Here is a 19188-nt window from a genome sequence, read left to right on the forward strand (position 1 = left end):
GCAGTCGGCGGCGAGTCACCGGGATCCGTCTGTCTTCGGGGTGAGAATATTTGTGTCTCAGAACACGAGGATATCTCATGGAACAATTCGTCGCCGAGAACCTCGATCGGTACGGAGACACCCAGGGTGTCCTGCCCGAGCGGCTGGACGCAATCGGCGAGCAGTACCGCCAGCAGGGCCACCTGACCCGCGATCAGCTATACGAACTGGCCTACGAGACCGCGACCCGGAGCGCCTATCACGTCGAGTCCAATCCAGAGGACCGGTGCATCGAGGTGACCCGTAACGTCCGAACAGTCGAGGGGGACTTCTCACAGGTGCAGTTGCTTTCGGGCCTCTCGGGATTCAAGGCCCCGGTCGCCTCGGCCGTCCTGACGGCGCTGGATCCCGAGCGCCACGCCGTGGTGGACACCCGCGTCTGGGCCGCCCTGGAACGGCTGGACTTCCTCGAGGGCCGCAAGGAGAACTTCGACGCCGCCGACTACGTGACGATGATCGAACCGATCCGCGAAATCGCCGACGAGACAGGGAATTCACCGGCAGACGTCGGCTACGCGCTGTTCGCCTACGACGACCACGTCCGGGAGGGCACACTTCACTGACTGTCCGTCGTGAAGACTCGAATAAGCGCGCTGAATCGAACGGCGTCGGACCTTACTCAGGGCGGGGTTCCTCGGGAGTCGATTCGCCGCCACGTAGTTTGGCGGCGACGACGGCGATGGTTGCAAACAGTACAGCACCGACAGCGAGTTTCTTTTTCGAACGCATACTCGGCCGTTGGTCGCTATGGGATATAAACCGACGACCAGAGCTTCCGAGCCAGCAGTACGGGGGATCAAGGACGGTGGTGCCGACGAGTTGTCCGCCAGTCGGTCGCTGTGATCACCAAACGGAATTCTTAGGCCCGCCGATCACCCAGGACGGCTATGCGCGATCACTTCGAACTCCAGGCGTACGACGCCATGGGACGGCTCGGCGAGTTGACCGTCCCGCGAGCGGACGTCACCGTCGAGACGCCCGCACTGCTGCCGGTCATCAACCCCCACCACGAGACGATCGATCCCGGACGGCTGGCGGAGTTCGGAGCCGAGATCCTGATCACGAACAGCTACGTCATCTACGGGAGCGACGAGGTCCGAGAGCCGGCGCTTGAAGATGGGCTCCACGACCTGCTGGATTTCGACGGCGCGATCATGACCGACTCGGGATCGTTCCAGCTCGCCGAGTACGGCGAGATCGACGTCAATACGACTGAGATCCTCGAATTCCAGCGTGAGATCGGATCGGACATCGCGACGCCGGTGGACATCCCGACACCGCCCGACGCCGACCGCGAGCAGGTCGGCCGGGAGATGGAGACGACACAGGCTCGACTCGAAACGGCCGCCGACTTCGACGCCGGGGAGATGCTCCTCAACGCACCAGTCCAGGGGGCGACCTACCCCGATCTTCGGGAGCAGGCCGCTCGGGACGCGTACGCGACGGGGCTCGATGTCTTTCCGATCGGCGCGGTCGTCCCGCTGTTGAACGATTACCGGTACGCCGAGATAGTCGACGCCGTTGCCGGGGCCAAGCGCGGCCTGGGCGAGGACGCCCCGGTCCACCTCTTCGGCGCGGGCCATCCCATGATGTTCGCCCTCGCCGTCGCGGCCGGCTGTGATCTGTTCGACTCGGCCGCTTACGCGCTGTACGCCCGCGACGGCCGATATCTCACCGTCCGTGGGACCGAACACCTCGACGAACTCGAACACTTCCCGTGTGAATGCCCCGTCTGCTCGACCCGAACTCCCGCGGAGTTGCGCGACCGGCCGACTCACGAGCGCACCAAGCTGCTGGCCGAGCACAACCTCCACGTGTCCTTCGGCGAGATGCGCCGCATCAAGGGGGCGATCCGGCAGGGGAATCTGCTGGAACTTGTCGAGACCCGCGCTCGCGCCCACCCGACGATGCTCGACGGCTACCGGGCACTGCTCGACCACGTCGAACAGCTCGAAGCAACCGATCCCGCCTCGAAGGACGCCTTCTTCTACCTCTCGGGGGAGAGCGCCGACCGCCCGGAGGTCCGGCGACATCACGATCGACTCGCGCGGCTGTCACCGCCCGGGGAACTCGTGCTCGCGGCCGATCCCGACGCTCATGCTGGATCGGACGCCGATGTCTGGGCGGTCGAACCACCGTTCGGGCCGGTCCCGCGCGGCCTCGATCAGACGTACCCGCTCACGGCCGAACTACCCGACCGGCTCGACGACCGGGCCTACCGGGCCGCTGCTCGTGGCGTGAATCGTCTCGCCGAGACGAGTGACGCCGCGATCACGCTGATCGACGACGGCTGGCCGGCGAGCGCACTCGACCTCGTCGCCGAGGGCGTGGACATCGACACGACAGTCGAAGAGTGACAGACGCTTACCGGATCGCTCCGCTGGATCGACTGCCGGCATCGCCGAACCCGGTAAGGTCTGACAGCACCCGTGCGTTTTCCCGTCGGGTCGCCGTTTCGCCAGTATGAGTCAGTTCGACCGGACCAAAGAGTCCGGCAACGAATCGGGGGCAGGGACCGAGACCGGTCCGGGACCGGCCCGAACCGAATCGCGGATTCCGCCGGCGGAGGTCTTCTCCATTCTGGGCAACGACACGCGGGTGGCCATCCTCCGGGCCATGCTGGAACTGGGCGCGGACGAGCAGCCGGTCAGCTTCACGGCCATCTTCGAGCAGGTCGACATCGCCGACAGCGCCAACTTCAGCTACCACCTCGAGAAGTTGACGGGTCATTTCGTCGCCCAGCGCGAGGACGGCTACGTGTTCCGGTATCCTGGCCGGAAGGTCGTGAGTTCGATCTTCACCGGGACGCTGACCGAGCGCGCTCAACTGGGCTTTTTCCCCGTCGATGGGTCCTGTTATGCCTGTGATGGATCGCTGCACGGGTGGTACGTCGACGACGAACTCACCATCGGCTGTATCGACTGTGGGACGATTCAAGTTAGCTACCCCTTCCCCGCCGGCGGCCTCGACGACCGCACGACCGAAGACGTCCTGGAAGCTTTCCAGCACTACGTCCGTCACCACTACTGTCTGGCCGCCGACGGCGTCTGTCCGGAATGTACCGGCTCGATCGAGTCGGATCTCGTGGCCGACCCCGACGAGGACGACCTGGAGGTCGCCGTCGAACACGTCTGTCAACGCTGCGGGTACCGCCTGGAGTCAACCGTCGGTATCACGCTGCTCGATGTCGCCGACGTCCTGGTGTTTTTCTCCGAGCGCGGGGTCGATCTGAACGCGACGCCGTTCTGGCACTTCGACTGGTGCGTCAGTGACAAGCGAACGGAGATCGTCGACGACGAGCCGCTCCGTGTTCGGCTGACTCTCCCCTGTGCAGGCGACGAACTCCGCGTCCTGCTCGACGAAACCGTCTCCGTGATCGACACTGCAGTCGTCGAACGTCTCCCGGAGTAAGCCGGCTCAACAAAGTATCAAAAAATAAACTGTAGTTGGGTGGAGGAAGGGCTCATACCGGTCGAGTCCGTAGTCGTGGATATGACGCAGTCACTGACTGGACGGATGGCATCGACGACCCAGGCGAGCGGACGGAGTAATCGGTAACGATGGTCGACGCCGAGCAGTTCCGGGCCGTCCTCGGGCAGTTCGCGACCGGCGTGACCGTCGTGACGCTGCCGGGCGACCCGCCCCACGGCATCACCGTCAGCGCCTTCGCCAGTCTGTCGATGGACCCGCCGCTCGTGTTGATCTCGCTCGACCACGACACCGACGCCCACCGGCGACTCGCCGACGGGGACGACGACGGGTTCGCCGTCAACATCCTCGCCCGCGACCAACGCGAGGTCGGCGAGTTCTTCGCGGGGATGACCGACGACGGCGACCCCCTCGCCGAAGCGACCGACGCGCCGGCCACGGGTGCGCCCGTCTTCGACGACGACCTCGCGTTCGTCGACTGTTCGGTGTACGATAGCTTCGAGGCGGGCGATCACACGGTCTACGTCGGGAAGGTCGAAGCGGCCGAGTTGTTGAACCCCGAGGCCGACCCGCTCACGTATCACCGCGGCGAGTGGGGCACGATTCCGGCGCCGGCGGACAACGCCTGACTACCCAGCGAAGCCACTTTTCGAAAGCGAGCGACGCCAGCCCACCGCGAGCCACGACTATCTCGACCGTCGCCGTAGTCGGGTGAGTCACGGCCGCGGCGTTGCATCCTGTCTTTCGCGAAAAAATGCCCACTGCAGTGTGTTCGAGACGACGTCGCGTATCTACTCGAACAGTTCGACGGCCTGCTCGAAGCGCGCGGCGGGTTCCTCCCAGTCGACGACCTCGAAGAAGTTCTCGACAAACTCGCCGCGGGCGGGGCCGTAGTCGTGGTAGTAGGAGTGCTCCCAGACGTCCAGCGCCAGGACGGGGTGGCTGCCCCAGAGTGCGCCCTGGTCGTGTTTGTCGACGACGACGTTGCGAAGCTGGTTGCTGAACGAATCGTAGACCAAAAGCGCCCAGCCGCCGGCCCCGCTGGCGGCGGCCTCGAACTCGCCCTTCCAGGCGTCATAGGAGCCGAAGTCCTCCTCGATTCGCTCGCGGAGGTCGCCCGCGGGTTCGTCGCCACCCTCCGGGCTCATCGACTGCCAGAAGATGTCGTGCAGGACGTGGCCGGAGCCGTTGTGCGTGACGTTGCGGATCGCGCCGGCCGAGGAGTCGAACTCACCGGCCTCGCGGTTCTCGGCGAGGGTCTCCTCGGCGGCGTTCCAGCCGTTGACGTAGCCCTGATGGTGGGTGTCGTGATGCCAGCGCAGTACCTGTTCGGAGATGTGCGGTTCCAGTGCGTCGTAGTCGTACGGTAGCGGCGGTAGCTCGTAGTCGCTCATGTTACGCATTTCCGAGTAATGCGTGGGACGGATATGAACGTTCTCTGTAGCGGATTTTAGAAGGATACCTGATATTCAAATTTCGGCCCTTAGACGGTTATTGGCGGATATAGGCCATCGATACGAAATACCCATACTTGTTTTGATTGTTTTCACTTGCCGCAACGGAATGCCGGATATGGTCGAATCAGATCAGATATCGTATATATAACGTATCGTCGGGCTGAGACAGACGGTTGAGGGGGCGGCGGATCGGTTTCGGACTGAGAGCGTTCGGGACTGGAAAGATAGTTGTGAGCGCGTCTCCGAATGGGTTCCATGACCGAGTATTTCGAAGTGATCGACCGGGACGGGGCCGCCAGGATCGGCGACCTCAGGCTGGCCGCGTCGATCACCACGCCGGCGCTGATCGACGACGTGCTCGTCGACGCCGGTGACCTCTGGACGGAAGATCGCCAGGTCCCCGATGGCAGCGACGACGAGTTGACGGTCCTGCCCCACCGCGGGTTCCCGGCCGGGACGCCCGAGGAAGTTCAGACGGCCTTCGACCCCGCCGTCCCGGACGTCGAGTATCCCAGCGCCGCCGTCGTCTCCGCGGAGACGGCCGCCGATCACGGCACCGACGCGTACGTCCTCGCCGGCGGGGCCGGCCTGGTCGGCCACAGCGAGGCGTTCGTCGACGCAGTTGTCGAGACTCGCGAGTCGATCCCGCCGGATGCCGGCCTCTACCTTCCGGGCGTCGCCACGCCCGGCAACGTCGCGACGCTGGCCTACGCTGGAGTCGACCTCTTCGACCGCGATCGAGCCGTGATCCGCGGGACGCAGGGGTGGTATCTCACTCGCGACGGCGAGTATCGACTCGCCGACCTCGAGGAACTCCCGTGTTCGTGTCCAGCGTGTCAGCAGGACGCTGCGGATTTCGACCGCGAAGACTGCGTGGAGCACAACACGAACGTCCTCGACGCCGAGCTCCGGACCGTCCGCAACCGCATCCGTGATGGGGAACTTCGGGACTACATCGAGGGCCAGGCCCGCCACGAGCAGTGGCTGACCGCGGCGATGCGTCGGCTGGACGACGAGTACGACTACCTCGAAGGGCGGACGCCGCTACTCCGAAAGGCCGAGATCACGGCGTCGACCGACGACACGCTTCGGCGGGTCGAGATCCAGCGCTTCGCCGAGCGCGTTACCGACCGCTATCGCAACCGCTTCGACGCGCCGCTGGTGCTCGTGCCCTGCTCGGCGACGAAACCATACAGCGACTCTCAGAGCCACGGCCAGTTCCGCGAGGCGATCAACTACCGCGGGCACGTCGCCTCGATGACCTCGCCGATCGGCGTCGTCCCCCAGGAACTCGAACTCACCTACCCGGCTCAGCACTACGACACCGTCGTCACCGGGCGGTGGTCCGAGACGGAGATCGAATTCGTCGCCAGCGTGCTCGAAGCCTACCTCGCCGCCAACGACTACCCGCGCGTGATCGCCCACGTTCCCGAGGACTACCGGGCGATCACCGAGCGCGTCGAGGACCGGCTGGATCGCGAATTCGAGTACACCGTCGCCGATCACCCCACGACTGACGAATCGCTCGCGAACCTCTCGGAGGCCCTCTCGGGCGAGCAAAAGTATCGCAAGCGCGAGCGCCAGCACAACGTCATTCGGGCAATCGCCGACTACCAGTTCGGCGCGGGCGCTGGCGACGAACTCTTCGGGGACTTCAGCGTCGAGAGTCGCTATCCGAAGCTCCGGGTTCGAGACGACGACGGCGAGCAACTCGCCGCGATGGTGCCCGAGTACGGCGTCCTCGCGCTGACGCTGGCCGGCGCTCGTCAGTGGGTCGACGCTGACGTCCCCACGAAGCGCGTCGAGATCGACGACTTCGTCCCGCACGGCAGCGTCCTCGCGCCGGGGATCATCGACGCTGACGAGTCGATCCGCGTCGGCGACGAGGTGGTCTTCGAGGGTCCCTCGGCGTTCGCGATCGGCCGGGCGAACATGAGCGGGCCGGAGATGGTCGCCAGTTCGCGCGGTATCGCCAGCGAGGTCCGCCACGTCGAAGAGAAATGAGCGCGGGGGCCCGGCCGGTCGATCGACCGCTACGGTGGCTGATCGTCATCGTCGTCGCGGCGATCCTCTTCGTCGCGGCGGTCGTGGAGCCTTCGTCGGATATCGCCCGATCGGGACCGTTCGGCCTGCTCACGCAGGCGACCTGGCTGCACGTCTTCGGCTACGCCTTCTTCAGCCTGACGCTGGTGTACGCACTGCTGGATACGCCCGACGGCCCGACGCTCCATCCGGCAGTCGTCCCCGTCATCGTCGTCGCCTACGGCACCCTGCTCGAACTCGTTCAGCTGTTTATTTCCTACCGGTCGTTTGCCGTCGGAGACATCTTCGCGGACGCGGTCGGGGCCGTCGTGGTGGTCGCCGTGTGGGCCTACGGCCGGGCCGCGCTGTCGGCACTCGGGTTTCGGCGATCGTGAGCGGATATTCGAGAAAAGTTCAATGTACCCGAACTCGAACGATGGGTAGACGCGCTCGGCGTCGAGGACGAGTATGACCGACTCGAGTGAGCCACTGGCCGAGAAACACGAGCGCAACCGCGAGCAGCGCCGCGCGGAGATTGAGCGATGGGTGGCCTACATCCAGGAGAATCCACCGGACCTCTGGGGCCCACAACTCAATTCGCTCATCGAGTCCCAGCTGGAGGCGGCACGCGAGTCGGGGGTCTCCGCGGAGCAGCGCGAACGGGTCGAACAGGCCGGTCGGGAATGGGCGGAAGAAGAGCGCGAGACGCGAACAGAGTGAGCGTCTCGTCTTGCTCGAACGGGGAACGAAGTGACCCGTGAGAGTCGCGGGACCGAAACTGGCGAGGGCATTCAGTGCAGTATCACTCTCGGTAGATCCGTATCTGAACACTACCGCCGGTCGTCCCGCAGGGGCTTTAGGCACTGACCGGCTATCCTGCAGTAATGAGCCAGCCGAGTCCGGACGTCTACGAGCAGGGACGGGGCATGGATGCCCACAACAAAGTGATGCGGGAGATCCGGTCCCGTAACGACGCTTCTTACGAACCCGACGAACCCACCCGGGTCTGGATCGACCGTGACAACACGCCCGACGGCGTCGTCGATTCGCTGACCATCGTCCTCAACACCGGCGGGTGTCGGTGGGCCCGGGCCGGCGGCTGCACGATGTGTGGCTACGTCGCCGAGAGTGTCGACGGCGGCACGGTCGCCCATGAGGACCTCATGGCACAGATCGACGCCGCCCTGGAACAGGAGCGCGAAACCCACGACGGTACCTGCCGGCAGGTCAAGATCTACACCTCAGGGAGTTTCCTCGACGAGCGCGAGGTACCCGCCGAAACCCGCCAGGCTATCGCCGAGCGCTTCGGCGACCGTGATCGGATCGTCGTCGAATCGCTCCCGGACTTCGTCGATCGGGAGAAGATCGCCGACTTCCGGGAGCAGGGCCTGGAAACCGACGTGGCGATCGGTCTGGAGACGGCGACCGACCGAGTCCGCCACGACTGCGTCAACAAGTACTTCGACTTCGCCGACTTCGAGGATGCCTGCACGGAGGCCGTCGCCGCCGACGCCGGCGTGAAGGCCTACCTGCTGATGAAGCCGCCGTTCCTCAGCGAGAGCGAGGCCATCGAGGACATGATCGCTTCTGTCGAGCGATGTGGGGCCGTCGAGGGGTGTCACACCGTCTCGATGAACCCGACGAACGTCCAGCGCTATACCATGGTCGAGCAGCTATACTTCGACGGTGGCTACCGCCCGCCGTGGCTCTGGAGTGTCGCCGAGGTCCTCCGGGAAACGGTCGAGGAAGACGTCACCGTCGTTTCGGACCCCGTCGGCCACGGCAGCGATCGCGGGCCCCACAACTGCGGGGAGTGTGACGAGCACGTCCAGACGGCGATCAAGGACTTCAACCTCCGGCAGGACCCGAGCGTGTTCACGCAGGTCGAGTGTGAGTGTGAGCGGACCTGGGAAGCCGTCCGCGAGCGCGAGAAGAGCTATTCGTTGCCGCTGGCGCAGTGAGTCAGGTCGAGTCGTCGGTGACGGCCATGATCCGCGGCAGCGCTTCGTCCCGGATCAGTTTCGCACCCGCGATCAAGAGGAGCGCGCCGACGACGATCTCCCAGACGCCGACCATCTGCTGGCCGGCGGTGAGGTTTTCGAACCCGGCGGATTCCGCGATAAATCCCACGAGCGTCAGCACGCCGGCCAAAAGCGCCATCGCGACGCCAGTGAGTTGCTCGACTACAACATCTAACATACACCCTCCTACGAGAACCGGCGATTATGACTCTTTTCGTTCCGTCGTCGGGCCGAGGACGTGCTCGCCAGCCTGCTGATGCGTCGAGCGACCATCGTGTCCGATCCGGGAGACGCGTGACGAAATCGTTATATTTTCTCCCGAGATATGCGACGAAGATGGCACCTACTCGGAATATAAACTATGCATCGTGGACGAAAAACAGCTTTCTCCTCGGCGTTGCCCTCCTGTCGATCGGCGCGTTGGGCCACATCGTCGGTCCAGCACTCGTCGGTCAGTTAGAGGGGTGGGTATCGACGCTGCTGCTTGACCTGGAAATCCTCGGCGTGTTGATCGGCCTGATCGCGCCGCTCATGTTCGGCATCGTGCTCCCGCTGACGGAGTAGCGGCCTGGCTCACGGCGACGGTCGAGACAAAAATCAGCCCAGCTCAGAAGAACGCGGCCGCTTCCGTGGCGTAGTCCTCTGGCGGCACGTCGACGACGCTCTCGTCGTGGAGCGTGGCGAAGAACGGTGAGTCCGACCAGTAATATTGCTCGAAGACCGCCCGGGCGACCAGGTCGATCACCGGCGGGTTCGCCGGATCGCCGTCCTGGAGCGTGATCGCGAGGTTGAAGCTGTTGTGGCCGGCCGACCCGTAGTACTGGAGGCCGTTGACGATCCCGGCCGCCAGGTCCTCAACGACCGGATCGGTCGGATCGGGGACGTCCACGCCCGGCGCGACGCCGCGGACGTGGCGGTGGTGTTTGGGCGCGTACGGCGCGACCCACTCGACGGCGCCGGTCGAGCCGATGTATCGGTCGGTCTCGGTCGTCTCCGAGACCGCGTCCTCCCAGTAGGAGGCGTCGTGTTCCTCGCGGTAGGCGCGGGCCGCCTGGGCGCGGTCGGCCTGGAGGTTCGTCCCGCACTCGTCGACCAACGTCTGCATGTGGGGATGGATGATGCTGCTGCCGGCCGGCCGCAGGAAGTTCATGTTGATCGAGGCGTACTCGTCGGCGGCGTCGGACTCGAAGGCGGTGGTGACGAACTCCAGGGCAGCCGCCAGCCCGTCGGTGAACTGCTCGACGGTGAACTCGTCGATCGGGACGTAATGATCCTCGGTCAGGACGACCACGTTGGAGTGGTCGCCGTAGGGGTTGAGGTTGGGGAACGAGGTCGCCTCGCCCCACTCGCCGCGGTCGAACCCGACCCAGTCAGGATAGGTCGGCGTCGCCTCTGTGACCATGTCGGGACAGAAAAAACACCCTTCGCTGTCCCCGACGACGGCATCGATGTCGGGGTCGCCCTCCGGCCGGACGAAGTTCTCCGAGACGATCCGTGACTGGCGTCCTGTGAGCGGATCTTCGCGGATCTCGGTCTCGACTGAGACCTCCTCGAAGTCCTCCAGCGGACTGTGGAACCACGTCGTCTGTGTAGCGGGGTCGAAGTCGAACGTCATCGATTCTGACTATACGGAGAGCGCTAAAAAAGCTACCCGCAGCGCGTCCGGGCCACGCGTTGTAACCGGACGCGACGAGTTACAGCCAGGACCCGGCGGTTTTTGGGACGGGCGGTCGTTCACTCGGATATGCCAGACTGCGTGTTCTGTGCAATCATCGACGGCGAACTGCCGAGTCACACCGTCCACGAGACCGACGACGCCCTTGGGTTTCTGGACGCCAACCCGCTCGCGAAGGGACATACGCTCGTGGTTCCCAAGGACCACCACGAGCGACTCGATGACCTCCCCTCCGAGACGGCGACGGGGTTCTACGGGGCAGTTCACGAGGTCGTCCCGGCCGTCGAGGCGGCCCTCGACGCACCGGCGACGACCGTTGCCGTCAACAACGGCGAGTCCGCGGGACAGGAAGTCCCCCACGTTCACGCCCACGTCGTCCCGCGCTTTCCGGACGACGACGCCGGGCCGATCCACGCACTCTTCGACGATCGCCCACACCGTTCAGCTGCCGAGCAATCGGACCTCGCTACCGTGATTGCCGCCGAGATCTGACTTTCGGCAACCTCAGTTTACAGTAATATCAATAGATTAATTACGTTGAGTTGTCTTTTCATAGTTGCTGTGCACGCTCCAGGCACATCGGGGGAATGCCCGGAATGTTCGGGGGAACTGATGCGTGACGGTCGTGAAGCGATCTGCCAGGACTGCGGGCTGGTCGTCTCGGAAGTGCGGGTCGACCATGGACCGGAATGGCGATCGTTCGATGACGACTCGACCGACCGACGACGGACCGGACCGCCGATCTCGCGGTCGCGTCACGATCACGGGTTGTCAACCCGGATCGGGCGTGATCGTGGCGCACCGCCGCGACGCCGACGCCGGATCGCGCGGTTGCGCCGCCAACATCGTCGGTCCCAGACGTCTTCGAAGGCCGAGCGGAACCTGATGTACGGCATCATGGAGATCCGCCGGCTCGTCGGCCGGTTGTCACTGTCTCGAAACTTCCGTGACGAGGCGTGCGTCCTGTTCGAAACAGCCCAGGGGGACGGGCTGTTGCACGGGCGCTCTATCGAGGGGATGGCTGCCGCCGCGGTGTACGCCGTGTGTCGCATCGCCGGCGTCTCGCGGACGATCGAAGAGATCACGACGGTCGCCCATGCGAGCGAAAGCGAACTCACAGTGGCCTACGCTGCCATCAACCGCGAACTGGGGCTGGAAACCGGGCCGATCGATCCCCGGGAATACCTGCCCCGGTTCGCCAGTCGGCTCGACCTCCACGTCGACATCGAGCGTCGGGCTCGTGAACTCGCGGCGTTCGTCTCCGAGGAGAATCTGGCCGGCGGCCGTGCGCCGAGCGGGGTGGCAGCAGCGTGTCTATATACGGCGGCCTGTGAGCGGAACATCGACGTCACGCAACGCGAGGTTGCGGATGTCGCCGGGGTGGCACCCGCAACACTCAGGTCGACGTATCAGGACGTGCACAGCAACGCCTAACGCGCACAAGCGGCGGAGAACGGGGGAGTAGAAACCGGTCGTAGAGACGATCAGGTCGTCCGGAGATGGTCGGTACGGGGTTCGTACACCTCGCCTTGCTGTTTGAGTTTCTCGATCTCGTGTTCGGCCTTTGAGGCCTCCATCCCGACCTCCTCGGCGCGCTCGATCACCACGTCGACGGGTGCGCCCTCGTCGTACTCTTCCTCGATATCGGCGATGATCCCGCGGATGTTCTTGATCCGATCGCGCTGGGATTTGGAGGTGCCCGTCTCGACCACGTCAGCGTCAAGTTCGCCCGTCTCGGGATCGATCCCGATGTCCTCCAGCGACGAGCGGACGATCCCGATGACGCGTTCGGCGTCTTCCTCCTCGACGGTATCCGAGAGTCGCACCCTGGCGCTTGCCTCGGCGAGCCGCACTAGCGCCTCCAGTTTCCGGGCCGTCACGGGCACCGGCGCGTCCTCGCCCGAGCCCTTCGTCCGCAACTCGACGTAGAAGTCCCGGATCGCGGCTTTGGCCTCCTCGGTCATCGTCGGGAAGCAGTCCCGCTTGGCGAAGGCGACGTACTTCCGGAGGAGTTCGGGGTCGATCTCCGGGGCGACCGTGTCGGTGACGTTCGCGACCTCCTCGGCGCTGTAGTCCGAGGTACTGTTTTGCTCCCGGTGGGTGTTGAGTTCACCCGCGTAGTTCGTCCGGAGGATGTGCTCGGCCAGTTCGGCGTCCGCCTCCTCGTCGGGCTCGTCGGTGACGGTGAAGATGAGGTCGAACCGGGAGATCAGCGCCGGCTCCAGGTCGATCTGCTCGCCGATGGGCTCGTACTGATCGAAGCGGCCGTACTTGGGGTTTGCCGCCCCGAGCAACGAACAGCGGGACTTGAGTGTTGCATTTATTCCAGCCTTGGATATGCTAATACTTTGTTGTTCGAGGGCTTCATGCATAGCCGAACGGTCTTCGGAATTATGAACGACCATTCCGTTGGCGAGGAAATTGTGGGTGCCTTCCACAGTTAGGTCGTACACTGAATCGTAGTCGTGGTCCGGGACGCTCTCGACGTGTTCGACCGTTCGAAGCCCGATATCGCCGAGTCCGGATGCCGCCGGGCCAAGGCGATCGGATGAGGTGTCGATTTGGGCTGTTCCACCGTCAGTTGCCATCGTTGCGCCTTCTGGGACGTATACTTGATCGCCGGGTTGCAGTTCTTCGGCAGGTGTCTCGACTCTCCCGCTGTCCTGTTCGATGAAGAACGGATGATCCGGCGTGACAGTCACTGCTTCGCCGGTCGAAAGCGTCACCTCGTAGAGTGTCTCGGGTGCGTCATACTCGTGGATGGCCGTCACCGGGCGTTTCGTCAGCGTATTATCGTCGGTCATCGTCCACACGTCGAGATCGACATCCCGTATCGTGCGCCCGTTCGGGAGTTCCTCGATTGATCCCGCTTTGGCAGCCTCGCTGGCCAGTTTGCGGATTCGTCGTTGTCCATCACCCGCCTGCACGAGAGTATCCCCAGTAACGCACCGCATTTTGTCTAACTCGTCCACTGCCGCGATCCCGCGATCGGCCAGCACCAGTGCGCCGGCCTCGAGCGTCCACTGCTGGCCGTCGCCGAAGTCGTCCCTCACAGCCGCAGCAGTAAGCCCAGCACTGGACGACCCCTTCCCCGAGGTGAAAACTGACCGCGGTGCGATGTGGCGAATGTACTGGAGGATCTGGGAGTTGTGCGAGACGACACCGTTGGAAACGTAGCTGTGGGTCCCCTCGACTTCGAGGTCGTACACCCACTCATCGTCGGGTTCGACCGTTTCGATCGAGGAGATGCGATCCCAGCGAACGTCGTTCGTCGCGAGATCACCCAATCGGTCGACAGTGGATTCGACGGCGAGCGCCTCCTGGAGTCGGTCGCAGACGACCCCGCTGGCGGCGACCGTCTCACCGCCGTCGGGTGCAACCTCGTTGCGCTCGTAGTAGCTGATCGCTGTCTGGGTAACGTCCATCCCGTCGGCGAGCGATTGCTGTGAGATCCCGAGTTCGTCCCGCAGTTCGACGATCGTCTCCCAGTCCTCGCCAGCCAGCCCGTCGCGCTGGTCTTTCAGCCACGCGAGTCGCTCCTCGAACGCATCGACGACGGCGCGGAGCGATTCGCGACTCGGGTTTCGGTCGCCGCGCTCGTAATGCTGGTAGGTGGTTCTGGGAACGCCGCAATCTGTTTGTGTGAGCGCGAGAGCTTCACGGACTTCACGTAGCGTTTCCGAAAGGCCTGGAATGACGTCTGTATTCGTGTTCGATGGTGTGTCTGTGAACGCACGTGACGCCGTTGCTTTTCGGTCGGTAACAAATCCGATTCGATCCACGTACGTGCGGAAATCAGTCCCACTGATCCGAAGACGGTAACTTCCGTTCTGTCGGGATTCGAGATGTGCGTTGATGCCGAACGCGAGAAGGAGCGCTTGGACACCGTCTAGCAGTTCCCGACTCATTGAGGCGACAGCGATTTCACGCTCCTTCGGTGAGACGGTCCCTTCGCTGTCGACGTATGCGCGCAAGAACGCCCGCTTGTTTTCGAGAGATGCACGGAAGAGAGGATCCGGAACGCGCTGTTCGGCGGATCGTTCGTGGATAGCCGGTTCGAGTTCGTGGAGGAAATCGACGAACTCAACGGATGAACATGTGACGATATCGACGGAATCACGGGTGTGATGTGCACGTCTCGTGGTCCGCAACCCCAACGACTCACAACAGGCAGACACGTCCTCGAGGATTTCTTCGTCGGCATTCGTGACGACGACCGATCCGTTAGATTCGCTATCAGTCACGTGTCCTTCCGCGATTATGTACCCGAGTAAGCGCGAAAGACGTGGTGTGATCTCGGACGGTGTCTCGAGGTGATTCGCCAGATCTCGATCGACCGTATAATGTGATATCGATAGTCGATCGTCTCCACTCTCAGCTAACCGACGAGGGGCCGCAAGAAAGTCCCCCTCAGCCAACGTTTCTGCCGTGCGGGGTTCGAGACCGAGGCCAGATTGGACAAACAATGGATGAGACGGCGTCACGGTTACTTCACGACCGCTTCGACTTCGAATAGTGTACAACTTCTCGGGGGCCTCCCGCTTCCAAACCTTGGTTACTCGCTTTCGCGTGACTGTTCCATCGTGTCCGAGCGTTTGTACCTGGAAGTCAGTCGTATCGTACCATCCATCGTCAACAGGAACAGGATCGTCGAGATTCGATTCGACGATGTCTCCCAATGCTCGCCGTGTCCCATCGGCCAGTGTCACATTAGTGTCATATTTCTGGCACTTACCTGTACCAGGGTCCCCGATTAGAAGCACGTGGAGATCGCCCCGAATCCGAGACTCGTCAGGCAGATGTTTTGTCACGCCAGAGAAGAGTTGGAGCGCGATCGCGAGTTTCTCCTGGTCGTAGCCGTAGATCGAGGGGGCGATGGAGTCGGTCATCTGCTCGTAGATGTCCCGCTCCTCAGAGAGGGCGACGATCTCCTTTTTGTCGTCCTCGTCGATGTCCATCTCCTCGAACTCCTCGTCCTCGATCTCGACGCTGACGCCGTTCATGTAGACGTCGAACATGGCCGACTTCTCGCGGTCGTTGCCACGCTGATCGAGTTTGAGCACGCCGGTCACCCGGACGTGATCGCCCGCGGTGACGTTGCCGGTGATGTCATCCTCGATGTTGACGTCGATGTTCTGTGGCGTCTCCCCGCCGCGCAGCCCCTCCGGGGATTCCTGCACCCGGAGCTTCTGGGCGTCGATGAACTCCGATTGATCAAAGTTGATCCGGAAGGGGCCCTGGCGTTCACAGCCCTGACACTCGTGTGGTTCCTGGAAGTCGCCGGTCGATTGGGGGATGCGAGTGAGCGTGCCACAGCGCTGGCATTCGAAGGCGGCGTCGGTGATCTTGGGTCTGACCTCGGTGGCCTTCCGGATGATGCCCTGGATGCTGACGAGTTGGCCGCGGTGGTCGGCTCGAATATCCCGGATATCCGTCGACTCCGGGAGGTTGGTCATCCGGACGTGAGCCTGGCCGAGCTTCACGTCGATCGGCAGGTCAAAGAGTCGGAGGGCTTCCTCGGCGTACTCCTGGAGCTGGTCGGGTTTGTTGCGGTAGTCCTCCGCCAGGTCGGGGTCGAACCGATAGAGATCCTGGTAGTCGACGAACAGCGACTTCTGGTCGTTGGGGTATTTCTGGGCGAGCTCGCCGATCTCGTTGCGGTAGTAATCGCGATAGAACTCCTCGAAGAGATCGATGAACTCCGTGTTCTCCGCGCGAGCCATTATAGTAGCCACTGTTGAGCGCACTGCCCCAAGAAGGTTCGCAAACCAGGGTGGAAGTGGACGGACGGCAAAAACAAAACGCCGGCGGCGACCGACGCGTCCTCACTCGATGGCTTCGAACCAGTCCTCGACGCGGCCCGGCGGGGCCTCGGCGAGCTCGGCGACGGTCTCGGGATCCGAGGCGGCCAGGTCCTCGACGGTCTCGATGCCGGCCGCCCGGAGGCGCTCGGCGTAGGTCGGGCCGATCCCGTCGACGGTCTCGACGTCGGGCGAGCCGCGGGACCGGTCGCTGAACCACTCGGCGACCTGGGGCCAGACATCCTCGTGAGTGCTCGAGGAGACGGCCATGCCGACGTGGCCCGTCGAGTACTCGATGATCTCGGTGTCCTCGCTGGGGATGACGTCGTTGAACGGCTTGCTCGCCGTCGGCGGGACGAGATGGTCGTACTCGCCGACGATCTGCAGGACCGGCATGTCGATGTTGTCGATGTCGACGTGCTGGTCACCCAGATAGAGTTCGTTCTCGTAGAGCTTGTTACCCTGGTAGATGTCCTCGAGGAACTGGGCGTAGGTCGCGCCGGCGACGTCGACGCCCTCATCGAGCCACCGTTCCATCCGTGCGAAGTTCTTCACGAAATCCTCGTTGTCGAGGTTCTCGACGAAGCGGACGTACTTGGTGACGTAGTTGTCGATCGGATCCATCAGGGCAAAGCCCTCGTCTAAGAACTCCGAGGGGACGTTCCCGAACGTCTCGATGACCTGCCGGGGATCGTAGTACGCCTCGGCACCCCACTGTTCGAGGACGCCGCCCGACTCCTCGAAGTGCAGTCCGGTGGCCATCAGTCCGAGAGCATTGATTTTCTCGGGATGGAGGGCGCTGTACATTACGCTCATCGTCCCGCCCATGCAGTACCCGAGGATGTTGATCGCGTCCTGGCCCGAGCGCTCCCGAACCGTGTCGACGCAGTTGTCGATGTAGCGCTCGACGTAATCCTCCAGGGTAAGGTGCTGATCGAGCCGCGAGGGCTCGTTCCAGTCGATGAGATAGACGTCGTGGCCCCCTTCCAGCAACCGACGGACGACCGAGCGGTCGGGCTGGAGATCGAGGATATAGGGCTTGTTGATCAGCGCGTAGACGATCAAGATCGGAACGTCCTCGCGTTCGTCCTCCGGAACGTCGATGCCTGCCGCCTCGGGATCGTAGTGGAGGAGTTCGAGTTTGTTCTCCTCGTAGACGACGTCGGCAGGTGTGGTGCCGACCTCGACGTCGGCCATCGTTTCGAGACGGTCGTCGAGCACCTCGGCGGTCTCGCCGGCTGCAGTCATCTCCTCGAGCGCCCGGCGCTGGACGTCCATCGCGGCACTCATTGGGTCTGGCATGTCGATCACTCCTCTACGGCCTCGAGAACACGGTCGAGTTTCTCCTCGACCGCGTGCTGACGGCGTTCGAGTTCGACCAGCCGTTCGCCGACTTCCTCGACGTCCCCGCGGGTCGGAAAGCCAAGGTCCGCGATGGCCTCCTGGCTGAGGTCGTCGGCCTCCTGGCGCATCTCGAGCATGGACTGGATGAGTTGGCCGTTGGCGGCAGCAAACGCGCTCGTGCCCATGATCTCCTTTGCGGCCTCGTTGGCCGAGGATAGCCAGATATCACGGAACTCGGTGGGATCGACGTCCTCGCCCTGAGCCGCGTCGGCCGACCGTTCGAACATCCGTTCGGCGGCGTCCATCCACACCTCCGCCGCCTGGTTGTACCCCTCCATGCCCTCGGTGAGTTCGTCGTCTTCCATCACCGAATCCGACAGAGTTTCCGACCAGGACTCGACGAACGCCGCCTGGGCCTGCATGTTCTGCTCGACCGATTCGGCGACGGCCTCGTTCATCTCCTCGACCATCTCACTGTACTCCGCGCCGATGTCCGCGTTCTTATCGCTCATGGTTTATCACGTGTGCGCTGGTAAGAAAAAACTACGTCCCTCTCAGGCGTCGACGGCCTCGGCGGCCTGTTCCTGGACGTCCTGAATCTGCTCGCTGACTTCCTCGACTTGTTCCTGGAGGTCCGCTACCTGATCGGCCATCCCCTCGACGGCTTCGACCGACTGCGTCTCTAAGTCCTCGTGGGCCTCGATCAGCATCGAGATCTGATCGTCGAGGGCGGACAGCGAATCGGCGGTCATCTCGTCGTAGGCCTCGGCACCCTCACCGAGTTCCTCCTCGACGGCGTCGAAGGCCTCGGCGTGGTTCTCAAGCAGGAATTCGAACTGCTCGTCGACGGTCGAGCGCAGTTCCTCGACGGCCGGCTCGACGCCGGGGACGCTCGATTCGATCGCATCGAGGTACGTGTGGACGGCCGTCTGGCTCAGTTCGACGCCGCGACGCTGGACGGACTCCTGACTCTCGAAACTCCCCATGACGGCTTCGTTCATCCGCTGCTGGAGGGAGACGGTCTGTTCGAGGGCCTTCTGGCTCTGTTCGATGGTTGCGCGCTGTGCTTCGAAGACGGTCGTTACGGGCGTGGTGTAGTCTGCCATTGTTAGTCACTCCGGTTGCGTTTGACCGGGAGGACGACGGCCTGGACGATGTCGCCTTCTTCGATGTCCAGCGCCTCGCGCTCGGCATCGGGGATGGAAAGCCGACCGCCGCTCTGCACACGGGTCTTGAACGTCGCCAACTTACTCATCGTCCCGATCTGGTTCATGTCCAGTCCGGTCGCGCCCCCACCAGTCATCTGGCGAAGTAGCTCCTGCTGTTGTTCGAGCGCCTTCTCGCTCGCTTCCGTGAACATCGTCGGCGGCCATGGGAAGCCGTCGTCCTCGTCTGTCATC

At 63.5% G+C, this 19188-nt stretch carries 19 protein-coding genes; 11 read left to right on the plus strand and 8 right to left on the minus strand.

Annotated features, from left to right (window positions below):
• The first annotated feature begins 77 nt into the window (after positions 1–77).
• The 4 genes from SVXhr_RS12070 (at position 78) to SVXhr_RS12085 (ending at position 4097) form a co-directional block, all read left to right on the plus strand.
• Positions 78–602: a hypothetical protein gene (locus tag SVXhr_RS12070; RefSeq protein ID WP_275737445.1), complete on the plus strand. Its 525-nt coding sequence runs from the start codon at positions 78–80 to the stop codon at positions 600–602.
• Positions 603–926: 324 nt separating this feature from the next.
• Positions 927–2396: a tRNA guanosine(15) transglycosylase TgtA gene (tgtA, locus tag SVXhr_RS12075; RefSeq protein ID WP_275737446.1), complete on the plus strand. Its 1470-nt coding sequence runs from the start codon at positions 927–929 to the stop codon at positions 2394–2396.
• A gap of 106 nt (positions 2397–2502) precedes the next feature.
• Positions 2503–3450, plus strand: a complete 948-nt coding sequence (locus SVXhr_RS12080; protein ID WP_275737447.1) for a helix-turn-helix domain-containing protein — start codon at positions 2503–2505, stop codon at positions 3448–3450.
• Between the two features lie 149 nt (positions 3451–3599).
• Entirely contained in the window at positions 3600–4097 is a 498-nt protein-coding gene (locus tag SVXhr_RS12085; protein ID WP_275737448.1) for a flavin reductase family protein, read from the plus strand.
• A 162-nt stretch (positions 4098–4259) separates the two neighbouring features.
• On the opposite strand, the gene sod is transcribed toward SVXhr_RS12085, so the two are convergent.
• On the minus strand, positions 4260–4862 hold the full coding sequence (sod, locus tag SVXhr_RS12090) for a superoxide dismutase (RefSeq protein WP_275740942.1): 603 nt from the start codon (positions 4860–4862) through the stop codon (positions 4260–4262).
• Between the two features lie 318 nt (positions 4863–5180).
• On the opposite strand from sod, the gene arcS reads away from it, so the two are divergent.
• The 4 genes from arcS (at position 5181) to SVXhr_RS12110 (ending at position 8908) form a co-directional block, all read left to right on the plus strand.
• Complete coding sequence (gene arcS / locus SVXhr_RS12095) at positions 5181–6929, plus strand: archaeosine synthase subunit alpha (protein ID WP_275737449.1); 1749 nt, start codon at positions 5181–5183, stop codon at positions 6927–6929.
• Entirely contained in the window at positions 6926–7342 is a 417-nt protein-coding gene (locus tag SVXhr_RS12100) for a VanZ family protein (protein ID WP_275737450.1), read from the plus strand. Before arcS ends, SVXhr_RS12100 begins: the two co-directional genes overlap by 4 nt.
• Before the next feature lie 73 nt (positions 7343–7415).
• Positions 7416–7667 (plus strand): hypothetical protein, encoded by a 252-nt coding sequence (locus SVXhr_RS12105; protein ID WP_275737451.1) that lies wholly within the window; start codon positions 7416–7418, stop codon positions 7665–7667.
• Positions 7668–7831: 164 nt separating this feature from the next.
• Positions 7832–8908 carry an archaeosine biosynthesis radical SAM protein RaSEA gene (locus tag SVXhr_RS12110; RefSeq protein WP_275737452.1) on the plus strand — a complete coding sequence of 359 codons (1077 nt, stop codon included), beginning with the start codon at positions 7832–7834 and terminating at the stop codon, positions 8906–8908.
• Between the two features lies 1 nt (position 8909).
• Here SVXhr_RS12110 and SVXhr_RS12115 read toward each other — a convergent pair whose 3' ends face one another.
• Positions 8910–9146, minus strand: a complete 237-nt coding sequence (locus SVXhr_RS12115; RefSeq protein WP_275737453.1) for a hypothetical protein — start codon at positions 9144–9146, stop codon at positions 8910–8912.
• Between the two features lie 158 nt (positions 9147–9304).
• On the opposite strand from SVXhr_RS12115, the gene SVXhr_RS12120 reads away from it, so the two are divergent.
• Positions 9305–9532, plus strand: a complete 228-nt coding sequence (locus SVXhr_RS12120) for a hypothetical protein (RefSeq protein WP_275737454.1) — start codon at positions 9305–9307, stop codon at positions 9530–9532.
• A gap of 43 nt (positions 9533–9575) precedes the next feature.
• Here SVXhr_RS12120 and SVXhr_RS12125 read toward each other — a convergent pair whose 3' ends face one another.
• Positions 9576–10583 carry a hypothetical protein gene (locus SVXhr_RS12125; RefSeq protein ID WP_275737455.1) on the minus strand — a complete coding sequence of 336 codons (1008 nt, stop codon included), beginning with the start codon at positions 10581–10583 and terminating at the stop codon, positions 9576–9578.
• A gap of 129 nt (positions 10584–10712) precedes the next feature.
• On the opposite strand from SVXhr_RS12125, the gene SVXhr_RS12130 reads away from it, so the two are divergent.
• Positions 10713–11135 carry an HIT domain-containing protein gene (locus SVXhr_RS12130; RefSeq protein WP_275737456.1) on the plus strand — a complete coding sequence of 141 codons (423 nt, stop codon included), beginning with the start codon at positions 10713–10715 and terminating at the stop codon, positions 11133–11135.
• 69 nt (positions 11136–11204) lie between these two features.
• The gene (locus SVXhr_RS12135) at positions 11205–12077 is read left to right on the plus strand and encodes a transcription initiation factor IIB family protein (protein ID WP_275737457.1); all 873 of its coding nucleotides are present in this window, start codon (positions 11205–11207) and stop codon (positions 12075–12077) included.
• Positions 12078–12127: 50 nt separating this feature from the next.
• On the opposite strand, the gene SVXhr_RS12140 is transcribed toward SVXhr_RS12135, so the two are convergent.
• From SVXhr_RS12140 to SVXhr_RS12160, 5 genes are all read right to left on the minus strand, one after another.
• A complete protein-coding gene (locus tag SVXhr_RS12140) occupies positions 12128–16366 on the minus strand; it encodes an LAGLIDADG family homing endonuclease (protein ID WP_275737458.1) in 4239 nt (1412 codons plus the stop codon).
• A 102-nt stretch (positions 16367–16468) separates the two neighbouring features.
• Complete coding sequence (gene phaC / locus SVXhr_RS12145) at positions 16469–17746, minus strand: class III poly(R)-hydroxyalkanoic acid synthase subunit PhaC (RefSeq protein ID WP_275737459.1); 1278 nt, start codon at positions 17744–17746, stop codon at positions 16469–16471.
• Positions 17747–17751: 5 nt separating this feature from the next.
• The gene (locus SVXhr_RS12150; RefSeq protein ID WP_275737460.1) at positions 17752–18300 is read right to left on the minus strand and encodes a poly(R)-hydroxyalkanoic acid synthase subunit PhaE; all 549 of its coding nucleotides are present in this window, start codon (positions 18298–18300) and stop codon (positions 17752–17754) included.
• A 42-nt stretch (positions 18301–18342) separates the two neighbouring features.
• Positions 18343–18894, minus strand: coding sequence for a hypothetical protein (locus SVXhr_RS12155; protein ID WP_275737461.1), 552 nt, complete (start codon positions 18892–18894; stop codon positions 18343–18345).
• Between the two features lie 2 nt (positions 18895–18896).
• A complete protein-coding gene (locus SVXhr_RS12160; RefSeq protein ID WP_275737462.1) occupies positions 18897–19187 on the minus strand; it encodes an AbrB/MazE/SpoVT family DNA-binding domain-containing protein in 291 nt (96 codons plus the stop codon).
• Position 19188 lies beyond the last annotated feature (1 nt).

Source organism: Halorhabdus sp. SVX81 (assembly GCF_029207715.1).
In the GTDB taxonomy this organism is placed as follows: domain Archaea; phylum Halobacteriota; class Halobacteria; order Halobacteriales; family Haloarculaceae; genus Halorhabdus.

What these genes read in the sequence shown, in the direction of transcription:
- SVXhr_RS12070 (WP_275737445.1), top strand. Translation starts at nt 78, where the DNA reads ATGGAACAATTCGTCGCCGAGAACCTCGATCGGTACGGAGACACCCAG.
- tgtA (WP_275737446.1), top strand. Translation starts at nt 927, where the DNA reads ATGCGCGATCACTTCGAACTCCAGGCGTACGACGCCATGGGACGGCTC.
- SVXhr_RS12080 (WP_275737447.1), top strand. Translation starts at nt 2,503, where the DNA reads ATGAGTCAGTTCGACCGGACCAAAGAGTCCGGCAACGAATCGGGGGCA.
- SVXhr_RS12085 (WP_275737448.1), top strand. Translation starts at nt 3,600, where the DNA reads ATGGTCGACGCCGAGCAGTTCCGGGCCGTCCTCGGGCAGTTCGCGACC.
- sod (WP_275740942.1), bottom strand. Translation starts at nt 4,862, where the DNA reads ATGAGCGACTACGAGCTACCGCCGCTACCGTACGACTACGACGCACTG.
- arcS (WP_275737449.1), top strand. Translation starts at nt 5,181, where the DNA reads ATGACCGAGTATTTCGAAGTGATCGACCGGGACGGGGCCGCCAGGATC.
- SVXhr_RS12100 (WP_275737450.1), top strand. Translation starts at nt 6,926, where the DNA reads ATGAGCGCGGGGGCCCGGCCGGTCGATCGACCGCTACGGTGGCTGATC.
- SVXhr_RS12105 (WP_275737451.1), top strand. Translation starts at nt 7,416, where the DNA reads ATGACCGACTCGAGTGAGCCACTGGCCGAGAAACACGAGCGCAACCGC.
- SVXhr_RS12110 (WP_275737452.1), top strand. Translation starts at nt 7,832, where the DNA reads ATGAGCCAGCCGAGTCCGGACGTCTACGAGCAGGGACGGGGCATGGAT.
- SVXhr_RS12115 (WP_275737453.1), bottom strand. Translation starts at nt 9,146, where the DNA reads ATGTTAGATGTTGTAGTCGAGCAACTCACTGGCGTCGCGATGGCGCTT.
- SVXhr_RS12120 (WP_275737454.1), top strand. Translation starts at nt 9,305, where the DNA reads ATGGCACCTACTCGGAATATAAACTATGCATCGTGGACGAAAAACAGC.
- SVXhr_RS12125 (WP_275737455.1), bottom strand. Translation starts at nt 10,583, where the DNA reads ATGACGTTCGACTTCGACCCCGCTACACAGACGACGTGGTTCCACAGT.
- SVXhr_RS12130 (WP_275737456.1), top strand. Translation starts at nt 10,713, where the DNA reads ATGCCAGACTGCGTGTTCTGTGCAATCATCGACGGCGAACTGCCGAGT.
- SVXhr_RS12140 (WP_275737458.1), bottom strand. Translation starts at nt 16,366, where the DNA reads ATGGCTCGCGCGGAGAACACGGAGTTCATCGATCTCTTCGAGGAGTTC.
- phaC (WP_275737459.1), bottom strand. Translation starts at nt 17,746, where the DNA reads ATGCCAGACCCAATGAGTGCCGCGATGGACGTCCAGCGCCGGGCGCTC.
- SVXhr_RS12150 (WP_275737460.1), bottom strand. Translation starts at nt 18,300, where the DNA reads ATGAGCGATAAGAACGCGGACATCGGCGCGGAGTACAGTGAGATGGTC.
- SVXhr_RS12155 (WP_275737461.1), bottom strand. Translation starts at nt 18,894, where the DNA reads ATGGCAGACTACACCACGCCCGTAACGACCGTCTTCGAAGCACAGCGC.
- SVXhr_RS12160 (WP_275737462.1), bottom strand. Translation starts at nt 19,187, where the DNA reads ATGACAGACGAGGACGACGGCTTCCCATGGCCGCCGACGATGTTCACG.